We start from the raw sequence: 23,368 nt of genomic DNA, 5'->3' as shown, positions 1-23,368 counted from the left end.
CCCCTCGAGCAAATGGATAGCGGCACTCTCCGCTATCGACAAACGGGAAGGTACACTATCCATATGCGTGTTGGCGAGCTTTCGAAGAGAAGCGGCGTCCCGGTGCCGACGATCAAGTACTACCTGCGCGAGGGACTGCTGCCCGCCGGCGTGCTGACCAGCCCGAACCAGGCCCACTACGACGACGAGCACCTGCGGAGGCTGCGTCTGGTGCGCGCGCTCGTGGACGTGGGAGGTCTGTCCATCGCCTCCGTGCGGGAGGTCCTCGGAGCCATCGACACCCAGGAGGAGTCGCTGCACAGCAAGCTGGGCGCCGTCCAAGAGGCCATCAGCCAGCCCAGCGCGGTCGAGCTCGACCCACTCGCGATCAAGGACGTCCAGGCGTTCTTCGAGCGGCAGGGCGAGACGGAGTGCGTGGACGTCACGGAGTCGAACGTGACCCACATGCTCGCCGCCGCGCTGTCGGTCGCCCGCTCGATCGGCCACGACCACTTCCGCGACCTGCTCGACCCCTACCTGGAGGGGCTGAAGATCATCGCGCAGGCCGACGTCGACTACATCGCCGGACGCGGCTCGCGGGACGACGTCATCGAGGCGATGGTCGTCGGCACGCTGATCGGCGACACCGTGCTGAAGGCGGTGCGACGGCTTGCCCACGCCCAGGTGTCGCGGGCGGTCATCGGCGCCAACGCCAACCCGTCGAACTGACACGGCGGCTTCGTCGCCGGCGCAGCGCAGGTCGCGACCTGCGCCTTTGCAACAGATCTTTTGACTTCGTCCGCAAACGAGCTGGTGCAAGGGCCTGGCGCGGGTGTGAAAGAGCGGGCGTCCTGCCGGACATGACCCGGGGTGGAGCAGGTGGACGTGGAACCGCGCCAGACGGGGTTCGAGGCCGTCGCGCAGGAGCTGATCGAGCCGCTGCGCCGGTACCTGGCGCGGCGGACCGACGCGGCGACCGCGGACGACGTGCTGTCCGAGACGTTGCTGGTGGCGTGGCGGCGGCGGGCCGAGATGCCGGCCGAACCGCTCGCCTGGGCGTACGCGGTCGCGCGCAACTGCCTCGCGAACGCGGACCGGGCGCGGCGCAGGCAGGACCGGTTGCTGGTGCGGATCTGGCAGCTCGCGAGACCGCCCGAGCACGCGCCCGCCCGGGACGACCCGGATCCGGGGCTCGCCAGGGCGCTCGCGCGGCTGTCGTCCGCGGACGCCGAACTCGTGCGGCTGTGGGCGTGGGAGGAGCTCGGTCCCGCCGAGATCGCCCAGGTCGTCGGCCTGAGCGCCAACGCGGTCAGCATCCGCCTGCACCGGGCGCGCCGGAAGTTGAAGTCCCTGCTGGACGAGCAGGCGGAAGGAGAGCGGCCATGACCGACGACGACCTGCGCGACCGGATGCGCCGCGCCGATCCGGCGGCGTCGTTGCGCCCGTTGCCCGAGGACGAGGCGCGCCGGCTGGTGGCCGGGGCCGCGCTCGACGTTCCCGCCGCGCCGAGGTTCTCCTCGCGCCGGCTGCCGGTGCTGGTCGGCGCCGCTGCGGTGATCGCCGTGGTGGCCGGGGTATTGGTGCTGAACGGGGGTGGGGCCGAGCAGGCGCCGCCACCGGACGTCGCGTTGCCGACGTCGACCCAGGCCGGCCTGGAGAACGGGTCGGGGTTGCCCGACACCAGTGGTGGGCGGCTGACCACGACCGTCGCGCCGCCACCCGGCACGACGACATCGTCGGCTCCCCCTGCCACCACGTCGTCCGAGGGGCGCAAGACCACGGTCGCGGTGCTCGCGGAGGTGCCGGCCGATCCGGACGTCCGGTGCCGCGCTCCCGAGGCGGCGGTGCTCGCGGAGCGCGCCCAGATGGCCTTCGAGGCGACGGTGCTGAAGCTCGAGGGCAACGTCGTGACGTTGCAGGTCCACCGCGCGTGGGCCGGCGAGGCCGATCTCGTCGAGGTCAGGAACGCGACCGGCGGGCCGGTGCTCGCCGGGTTCGAGCCCGAGGTCGGCCGGAGATACCTCGTCGCGGCGAGCGACCTGAAGGTGATGGGGTGCGGCTACAGCGGCATCGACGAACCCGCGCTGCGCGCCGTGTACGACGAGGCGTTCCCGAAGAGGTGAACGGCGATGCGCCTCGGGGAGCGCATCGCCGTTCGGCGGCTACTTCGTCAGGTAGGCGTTGATCACGGTCTGGGTGACGGTGTCACCACCCTTGCCCACGGCCGTGGCGCGCAGCGAGACGCTGCCGCCGCGGCCGGGGTTGACCACCAGCAGCGCGTCGCCGAAGACGAGCGCCTTCTGCCAGGTCGCGCCCTTGTCGTAGGAGACCTGGGCGGTCAGCGACTTCGTCTTTCCCTGCACGGTCAGCGGGATCCGCTGGACCCGGTGCGCCGGCAGCGTGCCGTCGAGCGCCAGCTCCGGCGTGAACCGGACCATCGACAACGGCACCTGCGCGACGCCCGAGGTCGTGGCCGAGTCGAAGCCCCACGTCGTGGTGACCGAGGTGCTGATCGCCGCGACGCCCGACCGGTTCGCCGTGGTCGTCAGCTCGTACCGGCCGGGAGCGGACGGCAGCGAGAAGAACGTCTCCAGGTCGAGCGGCCGGTCGGTCGAGTCGACCACCTTGCCGCCGAGCTTCAGCACCGTCGACCCCGAGTCCACGACGGACCCGCCGGAGCGGCCCTTGCCGTCCGCGAAGAACGGCAGGCTGCCGAAGAGGATGTCGCCGTCGCGGTAGAGGCCGACGCGGCGTTCGTCCGTCAGGGCCGGGCCGAAGACGCCGGTGCCGAACGTCCGCTGGTAGGTGCGCCCTGGCTTGAACTGCTCGTTCTCCGCGTTCCACCACGCCTCGGTGGTGTCGCCGCTGTCCTGTTCGAAGCGGAAGCTCCAGGTGTTGGTGGGCGAGTAGAGGCCGAGCGTCCGCTTGTGCGGCAACGCGTGGCCGAACGCGACCCCGAACAGCGGGCTGTCGCCGACCTCGGCCTGGGCGTGGACGTACCCGGTGCGGCCGGGTGCCGTCGTGCCCACCGAGGCCTCGACGAACACGAGGTCCTTGGACTTCAGGTGCTTGCGGTAGCCCGTCCAGAACTTCGTGAGCGTCGTGTTCTGGTCGACGACGTGGAACTCCTCGCGGTCCGCGCCCGTGTAGGAGGCGATGACGAGCTCGTTCATCTCGCCGGACCTGCCCTCGGGACCGACGTGCGCGGTGCCGAGAACGCTGAGCGGCACGCCGAGCAGGCCGAAGCCGTACTCCATGTCCGGCATCTTGTGGCCGACGCGGATGTAGGAGTGGCGCTCGGTGGGCTTGCCCGGCAGCGCGATGTCGACGGGCTTGGCCTGGCGGGCGTCGAGCGTGATCGTGGTGTCCGCCTTGATGTCGATGTTCGTGCCGCTGAACCAGCTGTAGTACGGGTTCGGCTGGTCGGGACGGACCCACTCGTGGCCGTCGAGCAGGTAGCGGCCCTTGGCGACGCGCAGCGACTCGAGGCCCGTGCCGAGCCCGGCGAAGGCGCCCTTCGCCTCGCCGGTGACGCCCTGCAGGCTCGCGCCCCAGTTCGCGGCGGGCTTGCCGTCACGTCCGATCGTCTTGATCGTGAGGGTGTACCGCTCTGCTTCGCGCGTCACGGCCGCAGGCGTGACAACGGACTGGCCGCCGCCGCTCGCGTCGACGTACGCGCTGAACGTGCCGGACGCGTCACCGCCGAGGCGGGTGTCCGCGGTCAGAGTGGTGGTGGCCGTGCCGTGTGCGGGCACGGTCAGAGAGGTGTCCTTGAGCGTGAAGAAGCCCTGCGGTGCCGTCGTGTCGACCTTGAGCGTGAGGGTGACGGGCTGGTCGCCTTCGTTGCGGTAGACGACGTCCTTCGTCATTGGGACGTCGTCGTGGTGCGGCCACAGCGCCGTGCCGAAGGAGACCGGGCCGGACGTGACGGTCTGCCTGATCGCATTGGCGACGTCCGCGCGTCCGCTGCCCTGCTCGAACGGGGTGTGCGCGCCGGGCTTCGCCGACGCCGTCAGCGCGGCCTTGAGCTGGTCGCCCCGCCAGTCCGGGTGCGCCTGGGCGAGGATCGCCGCCGCGCCCGCGACGTGCGGGGTCGCCATCGACGTGCCGTCGAGCGAGATGTAGCCCTCCGCCGGGCCGGGCCTGGTCTCACCGAGCCGGCCCGCCGCCGCGGCACCGATGCCGACACCGGGCGCGGTGATGTCCGGCTTGATCGCACCGTCACCGTTGCGCGGACCGGTGCTGGAGAACCCCGCGAGCACGTCGTCGCGGCCCACGGCACCGACGGTGAGAGCGGCGTCCGCGCTGCCGGGAGACCCGACGGAGTTCGGTCCGGCGTTGCCCGACGCGATCACGAACAGCGTGCCGGTCTCCTGCGAGAGCCGGTTGATCAGGATTTCCATCGGGTCGAGCAGGGACCCCGACGCCTACCTCGAGCTCGCTCGCCGGGCCTGCTTCATCTGCGAACTGCTCGCGGGCAACCCGGACTACGCGCACCACGTCGCCCACCGCGACGACGTCGCGATCGTCTTCGCGAGCAGGTTCCCGTCGGTGCTCGGGCACTTCCTCGTCGCGCCGGTCGAGCACCGCGAGCACGCCGTCACCGACTTCACGCCCGACGAGTACGCCGCGATCCAGCGGGTCGTGCACCGGGCGGGTACGGCGTTTGACGTCGTTGCTGCCCGTGGAACGGCTCTACGTGCTGTCGCTCGGCAGTCAGCAAGCCAACCGGCACGTGCACTGGCACCTCGCGCCGTTGCCGCCCGGCGTGCCCTACGAAGATCAGCAGATCGCCGTCTTCGCAGCCTCGCGCGGGGTGCTCGACCTGCCCGACGACGAGGTCGCCGACCTCGCGCGGCGGCTCGGCGAGCGGATGTCCGGCTGAGGCGACCCCTGTGAGCTGCGGCTTAGCAATGACTCTTTTGCCGACGACGACAAACGTGTTGTTGCAAGGGCTCGGGCATGGAGGGCTGCGGGAGTTCGTCAGGGGAGGCGGAGCAGCCAGCGGGTCTCGCCGTCGTGCACCTCGTCGGTGGCGGTGAGGCCGGCGGAGGCGGCGACCGATGCCGAGGCGTGGTGGTCGGGGTGGACGTGCGCGATCACCGTGTCGACCGGTTGGGTGCGCAGCCACGCGACGAGGCCCTGCGCGGCCTCGCGGGCGATGCCTCGGCCCTGCCACGGCGTGCCGACGACCCAGGCGATCTCGGCGGTGCGGTCGGCGAGGGTGATCGTCGCCTGGACGGTGCCGGTCAGGCAGCCGGCGTCGCGGAGGCGGATGACCCAGTTCAGCCAGCGGGCCGCCGGGTCGGGGGAGCCCGCTGCCAGGCGTTCGTAGCGGGTGTGGAGGGCTTGCGGGGTGAGCGGGGTGCCGCCGGTGAACGTGTGCAGCGCCGGGTCGGCGAGGACCTCCGCCATCTCGGCGGCGTGGTCCGCGGTCAGCGGGAGCAGGTCCAGGCGGGGTGTGGTGATCATCGGCGGTGGCGGTCCAGGAAGGCGGCGACGAGGTCGTCGGTGAACGGGCGGGGGACCGGGGCGCCGGTGACCAGGACGCGGTAGTAGACCGGGCCGACCAGGTGGTCCAGGGCCGTGTCGGTGTCCAGGTCGGGTGGGAGGTCGCCGCGGGTGATCGCGCGGTGCAGGGGGAGGAGGTCTCTCTCGCGCTGGTGGGTCAGGTGGTCGTCGCGCAGGCGGGTGGCCAGGGCGGGGTCGTGCTGGGCCTGGCCCGTCAGGGCGCGGAAGACGGCGCCGGGGTCCGAGGTGGTGAGGAACTCGGCCAGGTTCGCCAGGTGCGTGCGCAGGTCGGTGGCGAGGTCGCCGGTGTCGGGTGGGGTGAGGGCGTCGGCCATGTCCTCGCCGAACGCCTCCAGCAGGACGTCGACCTTGGACGGCCACCAGCGGTAGATCGTCTGCTTCGCGACGCCGGCCCTGGCGGCGATGCCCTCGATCGTGACGCCGGCGAAGCCCTTCTCGGCCAGCAGGTCGTCGGCCGCCTCCAGGACCGCCTGGCGGGCCTCCTCGCTGCGGCCGTGCCGGTTTCCGCGATGCGTGGTGCTCCTCATCGCCACCTCCCGGCCGTACTGTAGCCAGGGCTAGTCTAGACGCAACGTTGCGTCTACTCTGGCTGACATGACCATCACTTTGCACGAGCCGCGGGTGCGTTCGGTGCTCGAGCGGCTCTTCGGGCAGGCAGCGGCTGACGATCACTTCGAGGCGCCGCGGGACGTCGTGCGGGCCGAGAGCGCGCAGGAGCGGGCCGACGCGTTGGCCGCGGTGTACATGCCCATCTCGGCCAGCGGCGGGGAGCTGCTGTACGGGCTGGTGCGGTCGGGCCGGCCGGAGACCGTCGTCGAGTTCGGGACGTCGTTCGGGATCTCGACGCTCTACCTGGCGGCGGCTGTCGCGGACAACGGGCGCGGGCACGTCTACGGGACGGAGATGTCCGCCGTGAAGGTCGCGGCGGCGCGCGGGCACCTCGACGAGGCCGGGCTCGGCGGGGTCGCGACGATCCTGCCCGGCGACGCCCGCCGGACGCTGGCGGACCTGCCGGGGCCGATCGGGCTGGTGCTGCTCGACGGGTGGAAGGAGCTGTGCCTGCCGGTGTTGCGCGACCTGGAGCCCCGGCTCGCGCCCGGTGCGCTCGTCGTCGCCGACGACATCGACCAGGAGTCGATGGCGGACTACCTCCGGTACGTGCGCGATCCGGCGAACGGGTACGTCAGCGTCGCGTTCCCCGTCGAGGACGGCATGGAGATCAGCTGCCGGGCGTGACCGCGCAGCGCAGCGCCACCGACGTGGCGGTGCGCATGGCGGCGAGGGTCTCCTCGGGGGTGTCGCCGCGTTCGAGGCTGGTGATCGTCGCGGCGCTGATGGCGCCCATCAGCGCGCCGACCAGGGCGGCGGCCGTGACGTCGTCCAGGTCGTAGGCGTCGCGCACGGCCGCCGTGATGCGGGTCTGCGCGGCGAACGTCGTGTGCAGCACGCGGGCCTGCACGGCCGGAGACGTGACCACCAGCCGTGCGCGCAACGCGGCCAGGCCGGTCGGGAGGTCGGCCTCGGCGCTGGTGATCATCCGGTCCGCGGCGGCGGCGAGCGTTTCGGACAGCGGGGCGCCGGGGGCGCGTTCCTCGACGGCGCGCACGGCCAGGGCGGCCCGGCCGGCGCCGTCGGCCAGCAGCACGTCCTCCTTGGTGGGGAAGTGCAGGAAGAACGTGCGTTTGCTGACGTCGGCGGCCTCCGCGATGTCGGCGACGCTCACCTCGTCGTAGTCCCGGTCCGCGAAGAGTCGGACCGCAGCGGCCACCAGGGCCTGGCGGGTGGCCTGCTTCTTGCGTTCACGGCGTCCGGGGTCGTCTGGCACGGACCGAGCTTAGTGCACTCCGATAATTAATGCACTCAGTATAGTGATGCACTGAGTGCACTTAAGGAAGGGGTGGACATGATCGGACGGACGGTGCTGGTGACCGGTGCGGGGCGGGGGATCGGGCGGGCGGAGGCGCTGCACCTCGCGGCTGCCGGCGCGAACGTCGTGGTGAACGACCCCGGCGTCGAGATCGACGGGCGCGGTGGTGACGAGGGTGTCGCCGCCGCCGCCGTCGTCGACGAGATCCGGGCGCGGGGAGGCAGGGCGGTCGCCGACACCGGCAGCGTCGCCCGGTGGGAGGACGCGCGACGCATGGTCGAGCGGGCGGTCGGCGAGTTCGGCGACCTGCACGCCGTCGTCAACAACGCCACGACCGAGGTCAACAAGGGGCTCGAACGGCTCACCGAGGCGGAGTTCGACGACGTCGTCGCCGTCAAGCTGAAGGGCACGTTCGCGGTGAGCCACTGGGCCGCCGCGCACTGGCGGGCGCGGTACGAGGCCGGCGACCGGGCCGACCGGGCGATCGTCAACACCGCGTCCGGCTCGGGGCTGCTCAACCCGCTGCCGACGCAGTCCAACTACGCGGCGGCGAACGCGGCCGTCGCGGCCATGACCACCGTGCACGCGCTGGAGCTGCGCCGGTTCGGGGTGCGGGTCAACTGCGTGAGCCCGTCGATGGTGCGCACCCGGCTGACCACCGCCGTGCCGGGCGACGGCCTGTCCGGACCCGAGGTGGTCGCCCCGCTCGTCACCTACCTGGCCGGCGACGGCTGTCCGCTGACCGGGCAGGTGCTGTCGGTGCGCGGCGGCTCCGTGGCCGTCAACCGCGGCTGGACGCTCGGGCCGCGCGTCGAGAGTGCCGAACCGTGGACCGTCGCCGGACTGGCCGACGCACTGGCCGAGGTCGAGACGGAGGACCCCTTCGACGCGTTGACGACGGCACTCGGCGGCGCGCTGGGTCTGTCCCGGCGCGAGGACGTCGAGGCCGTCGTCAACGCACAGCTTCAGTAAGAGGCTCTCGTGCTGGTTAGAGCCTCTAGCGGACGTGAGATCAGTCGGACGGGGTCGGAGCCGTCGCGGTCAGCGCCTTGGCCAGCGCGTCCCGGGTGAGCTCGATCTGCCACGACCGGGCCCCTCCGTCGCGCAGCACCGAGGCCACGGACTCGGGTGACACGTCGGCGGGCGGCTGCCAGCAGGTGCGGCGCACCAGGTCGGGCAGCAGCAGGTTCTCCACCGGGAGGGTGTTGGCCTCGGCGATGGCCGCCAGTGCAGCACGGGTCGCGGCGAGCCGGGCCGCGGCGTCCGGGTCCTTGTCCGCCCAGCGGTTGGGCGGCGGCGGGCCGTCGTGCTGGCCCGCGGGCTCCGGGAGCTCCGCCTTGGTCAACGCACCGGCCTTGCGCAGGGCGTTCATCCAGGTGCCGGCCATGCGGCGCTGGGAACGACCCCGGAACACGGGCAGGGCGAGCAGCTCGGCCTCGTTCGCGGGGTTGCGGGCGGCCGCCTCCATCAGGGCGGAGTCCGGCAGGACCCGGCCGGGAGCGATGTCACGTTCACGGGCCACGGCGTCGCGGGCTTCCCACAGCGCACGCACGAGGGCCAGTTGCCGCTGGTTGCGCACGCGGTGAATGCCCGAGGTGCGGCGCCAGGGGTCGGTGCGGGGGCGCGGCAACGGCGCCGTCCGGACCGCCTCGAACTCCTCGAGCGCCCAGGCGAGCTTGCCCTGGCGCTCCAGTTCGGCTTCGAGGACGTCGCGCAGCTGCACGAGCAGCTCCACGTCGAGAGCGGCGTACGTCAGCCAATCGGCAGGAAGGGGCCGGCGCGACCAGTCGGCCGCGCCGTGCCCCTTCTCGAGCCTGTAACCGAGTAGCCGTTCCACCAGCGTGCCCAGTGCGACGCGGTCGAACCCAGCCAGCCTGCCCGCCAGCTCGGTGTCGAACAGCACGCCGGGACGGAGACCGAGTTCGGCGAGGCACGGCAGGTCCTGAGACGCCGCGTGCAACACCCACTCAGTGCCCTCCAGGGCCTGCACCAGCGGGTCCATCCGTCCGCCCAGGGCGATCGGATCGACCAACCAGGTGCCGGCGCCTTCCCGGCGCAGTTGCACCAGATAGGCACGCTGTGAGTAGCGGTAGCCCGAGGCTCGCTCGGTGTCCACCGCGACCGGGCCCTTCGCCCCGGCGAGCGCGTCAGCGGCTCGCCGGAGCGCAGCTGGATCGGCGACCACGGGCGGGACCCCATCAGCAGGTTCCGTCAGCGGTACCGGTTCTGGTCCGGTTGGTGCGGTTGGCTCGTCGGCGGGTACATCCACAGCGGATGACCCTACGACGATCGCACCACTCACAGGTGTTCTCGGCCGGTTCAGTGCTTCAAACCGGTATCTAACGGATCACGCCGGCACGCATGGCCAGCGCGACCATCTGAGCGCGATCTCCTGTGCCCAGCTTCCGGCCGATCCGCGACAGGTGAGACTTCACCGTCAACGCGGACAGGCTCAGAGCCTCGCCGATCTCCTTGTTGCTCTGGCCATCGGCGACCAGCTGGAGCACCTCGACCTCACGCGCGGAGAGTTCCCGCGGCGTGTTGTCCGTGCCCGGCACCCGAGTACCCGCTGCGAGTACTGGTGCCACGCTCGGATCTGCGTAAACGCCGCCGTCGAGGACCCTGCGCACCCCGTCGGTGACCACCATCGGCGAGGCGGACTTCAGGAGGTACGCCTGGGCGCCCGCCTGGAAGGCCGACCTGACCGCGTAGGGGTCGTCGGAGGATGCGAGGACCACGATGCGGGGCCAGCCCTGGGCACGGAGTTCCGTGACCAGGTCGATGCCGGTGCCATCCGGCAGGCCCAGATCAAGGATCGCGAGGTCGCAAGGACCGGTTGCAAGTGCCCGCGCCCGAGCCTCTGCCACCGATGCGGCCTCATGCACTGTCCCGGCTCCCATTTGGGTGAGCCGAGCTGATATCGCCTCCCTCAGCAGTGGGTGGTCGTCGACCACCAGCACTGAAAAAAGCTCTTCCCGCGGGTGCGGGACCATGTTCGCCGGCAACGAGCCGGCTGGCGTGGTACGAACGGCCTGACCTAAGCCGACGGCAGCCACGTCACTACCTCCCTGGAGTCGGTCGTGCCCCCCGACCGGCACCGGAGACTTTCGTCCAATCAGCCGCGCCACTGATCGACCGAAAGTGGTGTCGTCTGGGGCAGCGTAGCCGCCCATGCGGGTCTACGGGACGATCAATCGGGTATCTATCCCTATTGAGTTGTGACAGATGGCCTCATGTGTCACACGATTGGATGACAACTAGATAGGGGGTGTAACGCGAGCCCCTCTCAGAACGACATCTTGGAGTTGGTTGTGCCTAGCGGTTCCGGCATCGAACGAGCGCGGGCCTTGCTGCAGCGCGTCCCTCTCGTCGACGGCCACAACGACCTGCCGTGGGCCCTGCGCGAGTTCGGCGAGGGTACGGGCGAGAACGTCTACGAGACCGCCGCCAAGATCGATCTGACCGAACGTCACCCCAGCCTGCACACGGACCTCGTGAAATTGCGCGAGGGCGGTCTGGGCATGCAGTTCTGGTCCGTCTGGATTCCCGGCAGGCTGGCAGGCGACGCAGCGGTGACCGCCGTGCTGGAGCAGGTCGAACTGGTCTACGAGCTGGCGGAGCGGTACTCCGATCACCTGGGCATCGCGACGACCGCCGAGGAAGCCGAAAAAGTTTTCCGGTCCGGGCGTGTCGCCTCCCTCCTCGGGGCCGAGGGCGGACATTCCATCAACTCTTCACTCGGCGTTCTGCGCGCGTTGCGCCGCCTGGGCGTCCGGTACATGACGCTGACCCACAACGACAACACCCCGTGGGCCGACAGCGCCACCGACCAGCCCGAACACGGTGGGCTGACCGACTTCGGCCGCGACGTCGTGCGCGAGATGAACCGGATCGGCATGCTCGTCGACCTGAGCCACGTCGCGCCCAGCACGATGCACGACGCGCTCGACACGAGCGTCAAGCCCGTCATCTTCAGCCACTCGTCGTGCCGCAAGGTTGCGGACCACCCGCGCAACATTCCGGACGACGTGTTGATCAAGCTGCGGACGAACGGCGGTGTGGCCATGATCACATTCGTCCCGAGCTTCGTCGCACCCCGGTTCGCTGAATGGGACGCAGCCCTTCGGGACGCCATGACGGCGGCCGGCAAGAGCCACGCCGACATGGCGGAGCGCAAGGAGTTCGGGGAGAAGTGGGTCGTCGACCACCCGGCGCCCACCGCGACCCTCGACGACGTCGTCGCGCACGTCGAGCACGCGCGCGAGGTCGTCGGTGTCGACCACATTGGCATCGGGGGCGACTACGACGGCGTCGGGGCGCTCCCGCAGGGCCTGGAGGACGTCTCGACCTACCCGAACCTCTTCGGAGCGCTGCTCGATCGCGGCTGGTCCGAGGACGACCTCGCCAAGCTCGCGGGCGCGAACGTCCTGCGGGTCCTGAAGGACGCCGACTAGCGCTGCCCGAACAGCGTGACGCCGACCGGCGGCAGCCCCACGGCCGTCGCCATCAGCTCGTAGAACGCGGTGCCGTGCTCGGCGAGCTCCCCGTCGAGCGCGGTCCACGACGCGCGCAGCTCCAGGTCGTCGGTGCGCGCCGGCCCCGCTATGTCGCCGAACCGCGCCGACGACGTCTGCGTCACGGTGCCGCCCAGCGCGGTGAAGCCCGCCCCGGACTGGTCCAGCGCCTCGGTCAGCCACGACCACCCGACCTCGGGCAGCAGCGGGTCCGACGCGAGCTCGTGGTCCAGTTCGACCCGCACGTACGCCACCACGCGGAGGACACCGCCCCACGCCTCGTCGCCGTCCGGGTCGTGCAGCAGCACGAGCCTTCCGGTCGACAGCTCGTCCGACGGGCCGGTGACCTCAGCCGTCAGCGCGTACGCCCACGGAGCGAGCCGTTGCGGCGGGCGAACTTCGGTGAGTTCGATCTCGGGCCTGTGGCGAACCGACTTGAGCGTCCCCACCGCCCGGCGGAAGATTTCCGGCTCGGTCACACAACTGACTGTATGCCTCGCAATCCGGCCGAGTGACGGCGGCACGCCGGGACGTGGGACCATGAAAGAGATATGAGCACTCAAGTCCCCCTCCTCGTGGCCGCAAGTGGCGGCACCCCGTCGCACACCCCTGTCTGGTTCATGAGGCAGGCGGGACGGTCGCTGCCCGAGTACCGCGCCCTGCGCCAGGGCACCGCGATGCTCGACGCGTGCATGGCCCCGGAGATGGTCTGCGAGATCACCATGCAGCCGATCCGGCGGCACGGGGTCGACGGCGCCATCCTCTTCTCCGACATCGTCGTGCCGCTCAAGGCCGCCGGCGTCGACCTCGACATCGTCGCGGGCACCGGCCCCGTCGTCGCGAACCCCGTGCGGACGCTCGCCGACGTCCAGGCGCTGCCCGAGCTGCACGCCGAGCAGGTCCAGCCGGTCCAGGACGCCATCGGCCTGCTGCTCAAGGAACTCCCGGCGCAGGTCGCGCTGATCGGGTTCGCCGGAGCGCCGTTCACCCTGGCGAGCTACCTGGTCGAGGGCGGCCCGAGCAAGAACCACGAGCGCACCAAGGCGCTCATGCACGGCAACCCCGAGCTGTGGCACGCGCTGCTCGCGAAGATCGCCGACGTCACGGCGGCCTTCCTGCACGCGCAGCTCGACGCGGGCGTGCAGGCCGTGCAGCTGTTCGACTCGTGGGCGGGCGCGCTGTCCGAGCGCGACTACCGCGAGTTCGTGCTGCCGCACTCGAAGCGCGTCCTGGAGACGATCAGCACCGTCCCGCGCATCCACTTCGGCGTCGGCACCGGCGAGCTGCTGCCCGCCATGCGCGAGGCCGGCGCGGACGTCGTCGGCGTCGACTGGCGGATCCCGCTCGACGTGGCGGTCGCGCGGCTCGAGCAGGCGCACCCCGAGCTGCCGAAGCCGGTCGTGCAGGGCAACCTCGACCCGGCGCTGTTCTTCGCGGGCTTCGAGGCCGTCGAACGCGAGGTGCGCCGCATCCACGCCGAGGGCAAGGCCGCGGCGGGCCACATCTTCAACCTCGGCCACGGCGTGCTCCCCGACACCGATCCGGAGATCATCACCCGGACCGTCGAACTGATCCACAGCTTGTAATGCACGGGAGAGCGCCGCACGTCGCCGTCGTCGGGGGAGGCATCTCCGGGCTCGCCGCCGCGCACCGGTTGAGGATGCTGCTCGGCCCCGACGCCAGGATCACGGTGGTCGAGCAGTCCGACCGGCTCGGCGGCAAGCTCCGCACGACCGAGCTCGCGGGCGTGCGGTTCGACGTGGGCGCGGAGGCGTTCCTGCACCGCAAGCCCGAGGCGCAGGAGCTGATCGCCGAGGTCGGGCTCGCCGACCACGTCGTGCACCCCACGGACGCCAAGGCGTCGGTGCACGCCGCCGGGCGCACGCAGCAGCTCCCCGCGCACACGTTCATGGGCGTGCCGGCGAGCGTCGAGTCCGTGCGGCCCGTGCTGTCGTCCGAGGGCGCGCTGCGCGTCGAGATGGAACCGACGCTGCCGCCCGTCGAGCTCCGCGGCGGCGACGTCTCCGTCGGCGCGCTGATGAAGGACAGGTTCGGCCCCGAGGTCGCCGACCGCCTGGTCGGCCCGCTGCTCGGCGGCGTCTACGCGGGACGGGCGGACGAGCTCGGCCTGCGCGCCACGATGCCGCAGATCGCGACCCTGCTGGACAAGGGCGTCGGTTCGCTGCTCGCGGCCGCCGCGATGATGATGCCCGCGCCGCCGCAGCCCCGCGCGGTCCGCCCGCCGGTGTTCGCCTCGCTCGCGAACGGCGTCTCGTCGCTCGTCGACCGGCTCGCCGAGGTCGCGCGGCCCGAGGTGCGGCTCGGCCTGCCCGTGCGGGTGCTGTCGTGGCTCGGCGACGGGTGGCGCCTCGAGATCGGCTCGGCCGCGACCCCGCAGTACCTGGAGTGCGACGGCGTCGTGCTCGCGGTCCCGGCGCCGTCCGCCCGCAAGCTGCTGCACGAGATCGCCCCGCAGGTGTCCGCCGCGTACGGCAAGGTCGAGGTCGCCTCGATGGCCGTCGTCGCGCTGGCCCTGCCGCCGGGCACGGAACTGCCGCAGCGGTCCGGGATCCTGATCGCGGAGGGGGAGCGGTACGCCGACCGCATCACCCCGTTCACCGCCAAGGCGTTCACGTTCTCCAGCCGCAAGTGGGCGCACTACGGCGAGCCGGTGATCCTGCGCGGCTCGGTCGGCCGGCACGGCGAGACGGCGCTGCTGCAGCGCAGCGACGCGGACCTGGTGAAGGCCGTCCGCAACGACCTGCGCGAGCTGACCGGGATCACGGCCACGCCGATCGACTCCGTGGTGCAGCGCTGGGGTGGCGGGCTGCCGCAGTACGGCGTCGGCCACGTCGACCTGGTGGACACGATCGAACGCGGCATCGCGGACGTGCCTGGCCTCTCCGTGGCGGGCGCCACGCTGCACGGCGTGGGCGTGCCGGCCTGCATCGCGTCCGGCGACGCGGCCGCCGCCCGTGTCGCAGCACACCTGCTGGGCCGCGTTCGCCGTTGAGGGGCGCGTGCCAAGATGGACGTATGGCGCGCTTGAACTACAACGAGCTCAACGACACCATCCGCTACACGATGTGGTCGGTGTTCCGGGTCGAACCCGGCAAGCTCCCGGACGACCGCTCGGCGGCCGCCAGCGAGACCCAGGACTACCTGGACGCGTTGGAGGGCAAGGGCGTCGTCGTCCGCGGCGTGTACGACGTCGCCGGCCTGCGCGCCGACGCGGACTTCATGATCTGGTGGCACGCCGAGGAGATCGAGCAGGTGCAGCAGGCCTACACGGGCTTCCGCCGCACGCCGCTCGGCAAGGTCTCCACGCCGGTCTGGTCGCAGGTCGCCCTGCACCGCCCGGCGGAGTTCAACCGCAGCCACATCCCCGCGTTCCTCGCGGGTGAGGAGGCGCGCAAGTACATCTGCGTCTACCCGTTCGTGCGGTCCTACGAGTGGTACCTGCTGCCGGAGGAGGACCGTCGCAAGATGCTGGCGGACCACGGCAAGGAGGCCCGCGACTTCCCGGACGTGCGCGCGAACACCGTCGCGTCGTTCGCCCTCGGCGACTACGAGTGGCTGCTCGCGTTCGAGGCCGACGAGCTGCACCGCATCGTCGACCTGATGCGGCACCTGCGCGGCACCGAGGCGCGGCTGCACGTGCGTGAGGAGATCCCCTTCTACACGGGCACCCGCGTCCCGGCCGCCGAGCTGGTCCTCAACCTGCCGTGACGGGGCGGGGGTCCGCGGGACCCCCGCCACCGGTTCCTACCTCGCCGCGACCTTGTAGGCGCGGATCACGGTCAGTTCGACGGTGCTGCCGTTCGCGTCCTTCGCGGTGGCCTTCAACGAGGTCCACTGCGCGTTCAGCGGGTGGTACACCAGCGCGCTGCCGCCCACCACGCCCGCACGGCGCCACGTCTTGCCGTCGTCGTGCGAGTACTCGACGCCGGTGATGCGCACACTGCCCGCGTCACCCTGCGACTGGGTCAGCAACCCGATGCGCTGCAACGAACCCGCGGGCACCGCGCCGTTGTCGTCGAGCTTCGGCTCGAACCGCACCGCGGGCAGCGACGGCGTCGTGATCTGGCCCTCGACGCCCTTCGACCGGAACGTCCACGCGGCGGCCACCTTCGTGCTGAACTCGAACTGCGTGCTCCGGTCGAGGCTCACCTCGGCGCGGAAGTCGCCCTGTGCCAGCGGAACGCCCGTGAACGACCCGCCCGGCGTGGTCGTCTCGCCGAGCAGCACCCCGTTGCGGTACAGGGCGGCCCTGGCGCTGTCCACAGTGGACGCGCCCGTGCCGTGGCTGCCGTCGCTCAGCATCGGCGGGCCGACGTAGAACTGCGAGCCGAACCGCTCGACGAACCCGTACTGCGACGCGGGCAGGCCCGGCGAGAACACCGGCCGCACCTCGCGTTCGCGGTAGGTCCTGCCCGCCGCGTACGTGCGGTCGCCGGAGGAGACGCGTTCCTGGGACCCGTTGGCGTGCCGCGTCATGACCGTGGACTGCCAGCGCACGCCCTCGGGTGACAGGTACTCGACCGCGGTCGCGCCGGGCGCGACGGGGTAGAGCGCGGTGCCGCCGCCGACGCCGTTCGGGTCGACCGCGAACTCGCCCTTCTGCGCCTGGCTGTCCGGCTTCTGCCCGCCGATCGTGGACTCGACCCTCGCCAGGTCCTTCTTCGCGGGAGCCTTGTCCAGGCCGATCGGGAAGCTGCCCGGAACGGGGTACGCCAGCCGGTAGAACGTGTGCGGGTCGGCCGTGGTGTTGGCGTTCAGCAACGCGATCGACGACAGCTCGGCCGGCGGCAGCGGGCCGCCCCCTTGGGCGATGGCCATGCCCTCGAAGCCACCGAACGAGAAGAACGTACCGCCGAGCGACCGTCCCCCGAACGTGCGCAGGAAGCTCAGCACGCCGACGGTGAAGTCACCGGTCTGCTCCGGCGCCTTGATCGACACCGGCTGGGCCTGGCGGGCGTCCTGCGTGATCGTCAGGTCGCCGGTCAGCTTCACCGTGGGCTGGTAGAGCAGGTCGAACCCGCGCTCGCCGTTCGGCAGGGACGTGTCGAGGAAGTAGGTGCCCTTGGGCAGCCGCACCTTCAGGTCGCCCGAGCCGCCCAGCGGCGTGAACGTGTTGTTGTCCAGGCCGATGAGGAACGAGAACGAGTCCGCGGGGTTCCCGCCGTCCCGGCCGATCATGTCGATCGTGAGGGTGTAGCTCTCGACCTCGCGGTCGATGCCGACGAGCGTGCGGACGGTGTGCGTGCCGGACGTGGCGACGATCTCGCCGGAGTACGCGGCGTCGCGGGTGCCGACGCGGGTGTCGCCCGTGACGTTCACCGACGCGGTGCCCTTGGCGGGCACGGTGACCTTCGTGGCGGCCAGGGTGAACATGCCGGCCGGCGCGGTCGTCCTGAGCGCCAGGTCGAGCGTGATCACCGCGTCCGTCGGGTTGGTGTAGGTGACGGGCTTGGTCACGGGCTTGTCGTCGCCGTGCGGCCACTCGTGCAGGCCGAGGTTGACCGTCACGTCACCGGTGAGCACCTGGTCGATCGCCTTGGCCACGTCGATGCGCCCGGCGCCCTGGTCGAACGCGCTGAGGCCCTCGGTGGGCTTGGCCGTGGTCGCGAGCACCGACTTGAGCTGCGCCGGCGTCCACTCCGGGTGCTGTTGCCGCAGCAGTGCCGCCGCGCCCGCCACGTGCGGGGTCGCCATCGACGTGCCGCTGAACGCGACGTGGTCGGAGGAGCCGGCCTTGGCGGCGACGATGTCGACGCCCGGTGCGGTCACCTCCGGCTTGAGGCCGCTGTCTCCAACGCGAGGGCCTTTGCTGGAGAAGTTGGCGAGCTTGTCGTCGCGGTCGACGGCGCCGACCGTCAGGGCCGCGTCGGCCGATCCCGGTGAGCCCACCGAGCCCGGCGAGCCCGAGTTGCCCGCCGCGATGACGAACAACGTGCCGTACTGGGCCGTCAGGTCGTTGACGGCCTGCTCCAGCGGGTCGACCTCCGGGGTGTCCGTGCCGCCGAGGCTCATGTTGATCACCTGGGCGCCCTGCTCGGCGGCCCAGCGCATGCCGTCGAGGATCCAGGACTCCTGGCAGCCGAACTCGACGCAGACCTTGGCGTCGATGAGCTGCGCGCCCGGCGCGACGCCGCCGTACTCGGCGTCGTGGCTCGCGACCGTGGCCCCGACGTGCGTGCCGTGACCGACGTTGTCGGTGTTGTCCGGGTCGGTCGTGAAGTTCTTCTCGGCGATCTGCTGACCGGCGAGGTCGGGGTGCTTCTCGTCGACGCCGGTGTCGACGATCGCGACCTTGGTCCCCTTGCCGGTGATGCCCTTCCGGTGGGCGGCCGGCGCGCCGATCTGGGCGACGCTGCGGTCGAGGCTCGGCTTGCGGATGCCGTCGAGCCAGACCTTGTCCCCGGTCGCCGTCTCCGCCTTGAGCGCCGACCAGTCGTCCGCCGACCGGGCGCCGATCCTCGCCCTGCCGTCCACGATCAACGGCATGCGGTCGCGGTAGCCGAACTCCAGCAACGTGGTGACGTCGAAGAGTCTGCGGTCGAGCCGGCCCGCCGCCAGGGGCCCGAACGCGTCTCCCGGCACGACCACCTGGTGTCCGTCGGCCGTGCGGGAGGTCTTGAAGGCCATCTGCTCGCGGCCTTCACCGGGCTGGATCGCCACGACCTGCCGGTCGTGGCCCAGCAGGACCTTGTCGCCGGTGACGAGCGTGACCTCGTCGACCGCCTTCGGCGAGCCGGAGCCCGCGGGTGGAGCGGCCGCCGCGGTGGCGGCCGGTGCCACGGTCAGGGCGAGCGCCGTGACGGCGCCCAGCACTTTCGTTTTTCCGCGCATTCGAATCCCCTCGTGCTTCGAATTCTGCGCGCTGTGGTCCGCGCAGGCCGGAAGGCCTTCCGCGGCAAAGCGAAGGCAATGCGAAAAAGTCCCCCGACGTTTCGAACGTATCGATGTCACAACCCGATAACACAGGGCCGAACGGGGGATTCTGGCCCCCGTTCGATTCGACCGTCAGTTCGACCGCCAGAACTTCCAGCGAGCCTTGCGCTTTTCTGGCAGTTCTCCCGCCGCGCGGCACCATTCCGCGAAGGCGGCGGCGTCCTCGCGCGCGCGAGACCCCGCGCGACGTGGGTAGACGACGGCGTAGGCGTCGAAGAGCGGCCGGAACCGGTCGCCGAGCTCGTCGGCGACGGCGGGGCCGAGCATGCGCACGATGCCGCGCCGTTTCGACAGCAAAGCGCGGCGTTCGACAGCCAGTCGTTGTTCGTCGAATCCGGCCGGTGCGGGGCCGTCGGCGAGCAATGCGTTTAGCAGTTCCGCCTGCTGGGCCGCAAGCCTTTCGCGTGCGGACGAAAGGTTCGTCTTGTTCACGATTTCAGTCACGATGTTTGTCCACCACCGCACGAATTGCGGTCAGTTCGGACTCGATTTCGGCGTCCGACGGGTAGTTGTCGTCGCGTTCCAGCAGCACGCCGGGAGGGGCGACGCGCGAACACAGCTCGTCGAGCACCTCCAGGACCTCGGGCAGCACCGCGTGGGCGTGCGTGTCGTGGTAGATGTCGCCGTGCTGCTCGCCGCCCGCCACGTGCACGTAGGCCAGGCGTTCGAGCGGGATCTCGTCGAGGAACCGCTCCGGGTCCGTGCCGATGTTGCGGGCGTTCGCGTAGAGGTTCGCGACGTCCACGAGCAGCCAGCAGTCCGTGCGCTCGACGAGCTCGGCGAGGAACTGGCCCTCGGACAGCTCGCCGTCCGGCCACTCGAGCAGTGCCGCGACGTTCTCCAGCGCGAGCGGGACGGGCAGGTTCGCCTGCGCCAGCTTGACGTTCGCGACGAGCACGTCGAGCGCGTCCCTGGTGCGCGGCACCGGCATCAGGTGACCGGAGTCGAGCCCACCCGCGCGCACGAAGCAGACGTGGTCGCTGACCATCGGCGCGCCGACCGCCTCGGCGATCGCGCCCAGGTGCTCGACCCGGTGCAGGTCGACCTCGTCGGCACCGCCCAGCGACAGCGACACGGCGTGGGGGAGCACGGGGATCCCGCGCTCCAGCAACAGGGTCACCGACTCGGGCAGGTGTCCGATGTGGAGGTTCTCGGCGACGACCTCGACGAAGTCCACGCCGGGCAGCCGTTCCACGGTCAGGTCGATCTCCGAACGCCAGCCGATGCCGACACCCAGGTCCTTGATCCCCGCCATCAGTCGCCTCCACCTCCGCCGCCACAGCCTCCGCCGCCCCCGCCACAGCTGCTGCCGCCGCCCGACGAACAACTGCTGCTGCTGCCACAACTGCTCGCGCCGCAGCCCGCGCCACACCCCGCCGCCGACGACGCGGCGCCGCTCCTGGCGCGCCTGCGCTGCTGCTTGCCCTTGCGCGGCAGGGTCTTGACCACGCTCTGCGGCAGTCCGAAGTGGTCACCGACGGGCCGGTTGCCGATCCTGCCGCGGAACCCCTCCACCGCGACCGCGAGAACCCTGTTGCCCGTGTCCACGCGGAGCAACGCCTCACGGCCCGCCCTCGTCAGCGGTTTCGCGCCATATGTCCAGAACGCGATGCCCAGGAACCCCGCCGCTCCGAAGAGCGTCCACGGCTCCAGGAAGGCGGCCAGGCCCAGGACGACGCCGATCACGAGGAAGAGCCACCACACCGCGAGCCGCGGGCGGGCGTTGCGGGTCAGCCGGCGGGCGCGCAGGTGCTGGTGCAGCGCCCGCATCTCCGGGCTCTTCGCGGCCTGGCGCACGACCGAGTCGAACCGCACGGGCTTGCTCAGGCGCAGCAGGATGCTCGTCTCGACGGCGGTCGTCTCGCCGAGCTCGGTCTCGTGCACCGTCGAGACCCACCCCTCGCGCGCCACCCGCACGAGACCGGCGTCCATCAGCCGTGCCAGCGCGGTCTCGGCGGCCCGGCCCGGACCTCCCGCCAGGTACCCGATCTGCTCCGGTGGCACCCGTGTGCCCCGGTCCGCTGTCGGTGCCGCCATCAGTCTCCTCCTCCGCCGCCACCGCAGCTGCTTCCGCCGCCGCAGCTGGAGCTGCCGCAACTGTGGGACGAACCACACCCGCCACCGGATGAGGTGGTCCTCCGTCCCGTCCTGGCCTGCCTGACGGGCAGTGGCCTCACGACCCGCCGCGGCAGGTCGAAGAGCGCGCCGACGTCCTTGCCGTCGAACCCGTGCAACGCCACCGCGTGCACGCGGTCGCTCGCGGTCACCTGCCGCAGCGCCTCGCGGCCCGCCGCGGTGACCGGCCCGCCGTTGTGCTGCCAGACGAAGAAGCCCAGGGCGATCAGCGCGGCCACGAAGAACACGGGGGAGTGGAGGAACCCGATCACCGTCGCCCCCGCCGCGACCGCGAGCGAGAACCACCGGTCCCCGTACCGCCGGTGCGGGACCCGCAGGAGCCCGCGGCCGAGCAGGTGCCGGTAGAGCTCGGCCACCTCGGTGCAGTTCCTCGTGGCCAGCACGAGCGCGTCGAACTGGATGGAGTCGCGGGCGAAGGACAGCATCCGCGCCTCGACCGACGTGGTCGCGCCGCGGTCCTCGCGGTGCACGGCCGAGACCTGGCCCTCGCGCGACACGCGCAGCAGACCCTGGTCGATCAGCCGGGCCAGCACCGTCTCCGCCGCGCGTCCGGGACCTCCCGTCAGGAAGCCGGCCTCCTCCGCGGACAGCCATGTCGTCATCGGTTCCCCCTAGCTGCTGGAACTGCCGCAGCTGCTGCTACTGCTGCTGCCACAGCTCGAACTACTGCTGCTGCAACTGCTACTGCTGCTGGAACAACTGCTGCCGCTGGAACAACCGCTGCTACCGCTGGAACAGCTGGACGTGCCGCCGCACCCGTGGTGGTCCCAGTCGTACGAACCGCACCCGCTGCTGACGACGTACGGAGTGGACGACGTCGAACGCTGCCGCTGCTTGCCCCGGCGCAGCCCGAACAACGCCACGGAGTCCGCGCCGCTGCGCGGGTTCCGCAACGCGTGCAGCCACACGGTCTTGCCGTTGCGGGTGAGCCTGCCCGGGTTGCGCAGCAGGACCGCGAAGAGCACCAGCGACGCCGTCAGCAGGAACAGCCAGGTGTCGACCGCGAACGCGACGAACACCGAGACGAACGCCAGCAGGAACAGCAGGACCCGCAACGCGGTCTTGCCACCGCGCGGCCTGCCGAACTGGCGGTGCACCACACCTCGGTCGACGAGGCTTTGGTGCAGCGCGCCCATCTCGTGGCTCGTCATCGCCACCTGCACGACCTGGCGGATCGGGCGGGCGGTGCCGTGCAGTCCGGCGAGGACGTACGCCTCCAGCGGAGTCGTGGCGCCGTAACCGTTCTGGTGGACGGCGGTCACGAGGCCCTCGCGGGAGACGCGCACGAGACCGCCGTCCAGCAACCGGGCGAGCACGGCCTCGGCCGCCCTCCCCGGTCCCCCGGACAGGAACCCGATCTCCTCCGCGGTCCACGTGGTGCGGTGCGGTGTCGAAGACTGGGACATCAGCACTCCCCTCACTGGTGTCGTCGCATCTTCGACGTGAGATCTACCCCTGGGTTCCTGTCGTTACCTGAAAAGACCGGACGGCAGGTCAGCTGCCGCCGCCGCACCCACCACCGCAGCCGCCGCCCCCGCCGCAGCTGCTCCCGCTCGAACACGAAGAAGAACCGACCGAACACGTGCTGCCACCGGTGTAGCCGCCCGAACCGGACGACGCGAGCAACGAGCTCCGCACCGCGAGGTCCGGGTAGACGACGAGGCCGCCGAAGAGGACCGCGCCGGCGGCGCCCGCGTACATCACCTCGTCGACGCTGCCCGGCGGCTTGGTGTTGCGGTCGCGTGCGACGTTCAGGACGCTGGTGCCCTTGCTGGTGCGGACGTGCTGGGGGCGCCGCGTGAGGAGCAGGATCAGCAGCCCCGTGACGACGAGCTGCACGGTGAGCCAGCCGACCGGCGCGCCGACCGCGATGCCGTTGATCCAGCGCGCGACCCCCACCGCGAGCAGCACCCACAGCGCGATGGATCCCTTGCGCACCGCGCTTTTCGCGGTCTCCGGGTTCACCACGAGGCCCATGTCCTCGAGACGCCGGCCGATCGCCGTGACCACGTCGTCCTTGGCGACGGCGGGGATCATCAGGTTGACCGTGCGGTTGGTGTAGCGCTGGCCGTCGGTGACGACGGCGCGGTCGACCGCGTTGAGCGACTGCGTCGCGGACGTGACCTGGACGGTGCCACGCCGTGAAGTCCTGAGCTCACCCGCGGTGAGCAGGCGTGCGAGCGAAGTTTCGACGACGCGCCTTGGACCGCCCGCAAGATATGCGAGCTCGTCCATGTCCAGGGAGCGCACGGGCTGGCTGCTGTGGCCCGCCCGCACGCGTACCCGGACAGCGATCGCGACCAGCACGGCCAGTGCCAGCCCGACCCAGTACAGCTGAAGGAACTCCGGCCCAGTCAATCCCCAATGCTCCGGCATGCGACCCACC

At 71.3% G+C, this 23,368-nt stretch carries 25 protein-coding genes; 10 read left to right on the top strand and 15 right to left on the bottom strand.

Annotation, left to right across the window (positions count from 1 at the left end):
* Positions 1-12 precede the first annotated feature (12 nt).
* The 3 genes from ABZX02_RS39085 to ABZX02_RS39075 all read left to right on the top strand — a co-directional run bounded on the left by ABZX02_RS39085 (position 13) and on the right by ABZX02_RS39075 (position 2,102).
* Positions 13-708 (top strand): MerR family transcriptional regulator, encoded by a 696-nt coding sequence (locus tag ABZX02_RS39085; RefSeq protein ID WP_355306347.1) that lies wholly within the window; start codon positions 13-15, stop codon positions 706-708.
* 150 nt (positions 709-858) lie between these two features.
* Positions 859-1,365 (top strand): sigma-70 family RNA polymerase sigma factor, encoded by a 507-nt coding sequence (locus tag ABZX02_RS39080; protein WP_355306345.1) that lies wholly within the window; start codon positions 859-861, stop codon positions 1,363-1,365.
* A complete protein-coding gene (locus ABZX02_RS39075; protein ID WP_355306343.1) occupies positions 1,362-2,102 on the top strand; it encodes a hypothetical protein in 741 nt (246 codons plus the stop codon). The genes ABZX02_RS39080 and ABZX02_RS39075 overlap by 4 nt, the downstream gene beginning before the upstream one ends.
* Positions 2,103-2,141: 39 nt before the next feature.
* Here the strand turns inward: ABZX02_RS39075 and ABZX02_RS39070 are convergent, their stop codons facing one another.
* Together ABZX02_RS39070 and ABZX02_RS39065 are read right to left on the bottom strand one after the other, a co-directional pair.
* Positions 2,142-4,382 carry a S8 family serine peptidase gene (locus ABZX02_RS39070; protein ID WP_355306341.1) on the bottom strand — a complete coding sequence of 747 codons (2,241 nt, stop codon included), beginning with the start codon at positions 4,380-4,382 and terminating at the stop codon, positions 2,142-2,144.
* An 84-nt stretch (positions 4,383-4,466) separates the two neighbouring features.
* Positions 4,467-4,592 (bottom strand): hypothetical protein, encoded by a 126-nt coding sequence (locus ABZX02_RS39065; protein ID WP_355306339.1) that lies wholly within the window; start codon positions 4,590-4,592, stop codon positions 4,467-4,469.
* A 53-nt stretch (positions 4,593-4,645) separates the two neighbouring features.
* Between ABZX02_RS39065 and ABZX02_RS39060 the strand changes: the two genes are divergently transcribed.
* Positions 4,646-4,864 (top strand): hypothetical protein, encoded by a 219-nt coding sequence (locus tag ABZX02_RS39060; RefSeq protein ID WP_355306337.1) that lies wholly within the window; start codon positions 4,646-4,648, stop codon positions 4,862-4,864.
* Positions 4,865-4,962: 98 nt separating this feature from the next.
* Here the strand turns inward: ABZX02_RS39060 and ABZX02_RS39055 are convergent, their stop codons facing one another.
* Positions 4,963-5,451 carry a GNAT family N-acetyltransferase gene (locus ABZX02_RS39055; RefSeq protein ID WP_355306335.1) on the bottom strand — a complete coding sequence of 163 codons (489 nt, stop codon included), beginning with the start codon at positions 5,449-5,451 and terminating at the stop codon, positions 4,963-4,965.
* On the bottom strand, positions 5,448-6,038 hold the full coding sequence (locus tag ABZX02_RS39050) for a TetR/AcrR family transcriptional regulator (protein WP_355306333.1): 591 nt from the start codon (positions 6,036-6,038) through the stop codon (positions 5,448-5,450). The genes ABZX02_RS39055 and ABZX02_RS39050 overlap by 4 nt, the downstream gene beginning before the upstream one ends.
* Positions 6,039-6,105: 67 nt before the next feature.
* On the opposite strand from ABZX02_RS39050, the gene ABZX02_RS39045 reads away from it, so the two are divergent.
* The gene (locus ABZX02_RS39045) at positions 6,106-6,747 is read left to right on the top strand and encodes a class I SAM-dependent methyltransferase (RefSeq protein WP_355306331.1); all 642 of its coding nucleotides are present in this window, start codon (positions 6,106-6,108) and stop codon (positions 6,745-6,747) included.
* Here ABZX02_RS39045 and ABZX02_RS39040 read toward each other — a convergent pair.
* On the bottom strand, positions 6,731-7,336 hold the full coding sequence (locus ABZX02_RS39040) for a helix-turn-helix domain-containing protein (RefSeq protein WP_355306329.1): 606 nt from the start codon (positions 7,334-7,336) through the stop codon (positions 6,731-6,733). The genes ABZX02_RS39045 and ABZX02_RS39040 overlap by 17 nt on opposite strands.
* A 78-nt stretch (positions 7,337-7,414) precedes the next feature.
* On the opposite strand from ABZX02_RS39040, the gene ABZX02_RS39035 reads away from it, so the two are divergent.
* Positions 7,415-8,350 carry an SDR family NAD(P)-dependent oxidoreductase gene (locus tag ABZX02_RS39035; protein ID WP_355306327.1) on the top strand — a complete coding sequence of 312 codons (936 nt, stop codon included), beginning with the start codon at positions 7,415-7,417 and terminating at the stop codon, positions 8,348-8,350.
* 40 nt (positions 8,351-8,390) lie between these two features.
* On the opposite strand, the gene ABZX02_RS39030 is transcribed toward ABZX02_RS39035, so the two are convergent.
* Complete coding sequence (locus ABZX02_RS39030; protein ID WP_355306325.1) at positions 8,391-9,647, bottom strand: ribonuclease D; 1,257 nt, start codon at positions 9,645-9,647, stop codon at positions 8,391-8,393.
* 70 nt (positions 9,648-9,717) lie between these two features.
* Positions 9,718-10,371 (bottom strand): response regulator transcription factor, encoded by a 654-nt coding sequence (locus ABZX02_RS39025; protein WP_181320591.1) that lies wholly within the window; start codon positions 10,369-10,371, stop codon positions 9,718-9,720.
* Positions 10,372-10,689: 318 nt separating this feature from the next.
* Between ABZX02_RS39025 and ABZX02_RS39020 the strand changes: the two genes are divergently transcribed.
* A complete protein-coding gene (locus ABZX02_RS39020; protein WP_355306323.1) occupies positions 10,690-11,832 on the top strand; it encodes a dipeptidase in 1,143 nt (380 codons plus the stop codon).
* Here the strand turns inward: ABZX02_RS39020 and ABZX02_RS39015 are convergent.
* The gene (locus ABZX02_RS39015) at positions 11,829-12,371 is read right to left on the bottom strand and encodes a DUF3000 domain-containing protein (protein WP_355306321.1); all 543 of its coding nucleotides are present in this window, start codon (positions 12,369-12,371) and stop codon (positions 11,829-11,831) included. The genes ABZX02_RS39020 and ABZX02_RS39015 overlap by 4 nt on opposite strands.
* A 72-nt stretch (positions 12,372-12,443) precedes the next feature.
* On the opposite strand from ABZX02_RS39015, the gene hemE reads away from it, so the two are divergent.
* Genes hemE through hemQ form a run of 3 tightly spaced genes read left to right on the top strand, consistent with a single transcriptional unit; the run spans position 12,444 to position 15,621 of the window.
* Positions 12,444-13,478, top strand: coding sequence for a uroporphyrinogen decarboxylase (gene hemE / locus ABZX02_RS39010; protein ID WP_355306319.1), 1,035 nt, complete (start codon positions 12,444-12,446; stop codon positions 13,476-13,478).
* Entirely contained in the window at positions 13,478-14,905 is a 1,428-nt protein-coding gene (gene hemG / locus ABZX02_RS39005) for a protoporphyrinogen oxidase (protein WP_355306317.1), read from the top strand. The genes hemE and hemG overlap by 1 nt, the downstream gene beginning before the upstream one ends.
* A gap of 23 nt (positions 14,906-14,928) precedes the next feature.
* Positions 14,929-15,621, top strand: a complete 693-nt coding sequence (hemQ, locus tag ABZX02_RS39000) for a hydrogen peroxide-dependent heme synthase (RefSeq protein WP_355306316.1) — start codon at positions 14,929-14,931, stop codon at positions 15,619-15,621.
* 36 nt (positions 15,622-15,657) lie between these two features.
* Here the strand turns inward: hemQ and ABZX02_RS38995 are convergent, their stop codons facing one another.
* From ABZX02_RS38995 to ABZX02_RS38965, 7 genes are all read right to left on the bottom strand, one after another.
* Positions 15,658-18,744: a S8 family serine peptidase gene (locus ABZX02_RS38995; RefSeq protein ID WP_355306314.1), complete on the bottom strand. Its 3,087-nt coding sequence runs from the start codon at positions 18,742-18,744 to the stop codon at positions 15,658-15,660.
* Between the two features lie 174 nt (positions 18,745-18,918).
* A complete protein-coding gene (locus ABZX02_RS38990) occupies positions 18,919-19,290 on the bottom strand; it encodes a hypothetical protein (RefSeq protein ID WP_355306312.1) in 372 nt (123 codons plus the stop codon).
* Complete coding sequence (locus ABZX02_RS38985) at positions 19,283-20,101, bottom strand: DUF692 domain-containing protein (RefSeq protein ID WP_355306311.1); 819 nt, start codon at positions 20,099-20,101, stop codon at positions 19,283-19,285. Before ABZX02_RS38985 ends, ABZX02_RS38990 begins: the two co-directional genes overlap by 8 nt.
* Positions 20,101-20,883 (bottom strand): TIGR04222 domain-containing membrane protein, encoded by a 783-nt coding sequence (locus tag ABZX02_RS38980; protein WP_355306309.1) that lies wholly within the window; start codon positions 20,881-20,883, stop codon positions 20,101-20,103. Before ABZX02_RS38980 ends, ABZX02_RS38985 begins: the two co-directional genes overlap by 1 nt.
* Positions 20,883-21,584 carry a TIGR04222 domain-containing membrane protein gene (locus ABZX02_RS38975; RefSeq protein WP_355306307.1) on the bottom strand — a complete coding sequence of 234 codons (702 nt, stop codon included), beginning with the start codon at positions 21,582-21,584 and terminating at the stop codon, positions 20,883-20,885. The genes ABZX02_RS38980 and ABZX02_RS38975 overlap by 1 nt, the downstream gene beginning before the upstream one ends.
* 9 nt (positions 21,585-21,593) lie before the next feature.
* On the bottom strand, positions 21,594-22,388 hold the full coding sequence (locus tag ABZX02_RS38970; RefSeq protein WP_355306305.1) for a TIGR04222 domain-containing membrane protein: 795 nt from the start codon (positions 22,386-22,388) through the stop codon (positions 21,594-21,596).
* An 88-nt stretch (positions 22,389-22,476) separates the two neighbouring features.
* Positions 22,477-23,358 (bottom strand): TIGR04222 domain-containing membrane protein, encoded by an 882-nt coding sequence (locus ABZX02_RS38965; protein ID WP_355306303.1) that lies wholly within the window; start codon positions 23,356-23,358, stop codon positions 22,477-22,479.
* Positions 23,359-23,368: the final 10 nt, after the last annotated feature.

Origin of the sequence: Lentzea sp. NPDC003310 (genome assembly GCF_040610935.1) — a bacterium.
Taxonomy (GTDB): Bacteria; Actinomycetota; Actinomycetes; order Mycobacteriales; family Pseudonocardiaceae; genus Lentzea.
The sequence above is the reverse complement of the archived record's forward strand: the minus strand, read 5'-3'. Positions and strand labels throughout refer to the sequence as shown.

Excerpts from the sequence above, each read along its gene's own strand:
- ABZX02_RS39085 (WP_355306347.1), top strand. The coding sequence starts at position 13 with ATGGATAGCGGCACTCTCCGCTATCGACAAACGGGAAGGTACACTATC.
- ABZX02_RS39075 (WP_355306343.1), top strand. The coding sequence starts at position 1,362 with ATGACCGACGACGACCTGCGCGACCGGATGCGCCGCGCCGATCCGGCG.
- ABZX02_RS39070 (WP_355306341.1), bottom strand. The coding sequence starts at position 4,382 with ATGGAAATCCTGATCAACCGGCTCTCGCAGGAGACCGGCACGCTGTTC.
- ABZX02_RS39055 (WP_355306335.1), bottom strand. The coding sequence starts at position 5,451 with ATGATCACCACACCCCGCCTGGACCTGCTCCCGCTGACCGCGGACCAC.
- ABZX02_RS39050 (WP_355306333.1), bottom strand. The coding sequence starts at position 6,038 with ATGAGGAGCACCACGCATCGCGGAAACCGGCACGGCCGCAGCGAGGAG.
- ABZX02_RS39045 (WP_355306331.1), top strand. The coding sequence starts at position 6,106 with ATGACCATCACTTTGCACGAGCCGCGGGTGCGTTCGGTGCTCGAGCGG.
- ABZX02_RS39035 (WP_355306327.1), top strand. The coding sequence starts at position 7,415 with ATGATCGGACGGACGGTGCTGGTGACCGGTGCGGGGCGGGGGATCGGG.
- ABZX02_RS39025 (WP_181320591.1), bottom strand. The coding sequence starts at position 10,371 with ATGGTCCCGCACCCGCGGGAAGAGCTTTTTTCAGTGCTGGTGGTCGAC.
- hemE (WP_355306319.1), top strand. The coding sequence starts at position 12,444 with ATGAGCACTCAAGTCCCCCTCCTCGTGGCCGCAAGTGGCGGCACCCCG.
- hemG (WP_355306317.1), top strand. The coding sequence starts at position 13,478 with ATGCACGGGAGAGCGCCGCACGTCGCCGTCGTCGGGGGAGGCATCTCC.
- hemQ (WP_355306316.1), top strand. The coding sequence starts at position 14,929 with ATGGCGCGCTTGAACTACAACGAGCTCAACGACACCATCCGCTACACG.
- ABZX02_RS38995 (WP_355306314.1), bottom strand. The coding sequence starts at position 18,744 with ATGCGCGGAAAAACGAAAGTGCTGGGCGCCGTCACGGCGCTCGCCCTG.
- ABZX02_RS38985 (WP_355306311.1), bottom strand. The coding sequence starts at position 20,101 with ATGGCGGGGATCAAGGACCTGGGTGTCGGCATCGGCTGGCGTTCGGAG.
- ABZX02_RS38980 (WP_355306309.1), bottom strand. The coding sequence starts at position 20,883 with ATGGCGGCACCGACAGCGGACCGGGGCACACGGGTGCCACCGGAGCAG.
- ABZX02_RS38975 (WP_355306307.1), bottom strand. The coding sequence starts at position 21,584 with ATGACGACATGGCTGTCCGCGGAGGAGGCCGGCTTCCTGACGGGAGGT.
- ABZX02_RS38970 (WP_355306305.1), bottom strand. The coding sequence starts at position 22,388 with ATGTCCCAGTCTTCGACACCGCACCGCACCACGTGGACCGCGGAGGAG.
- ABZX02_RS38965 (WP_355306303.1), bottom strand. The coding sequence starts at position 23,358 with ATGCCGGAGCATTGGGGATTGACTGGGCCGGAGTTCCTTCAGCTGTAC.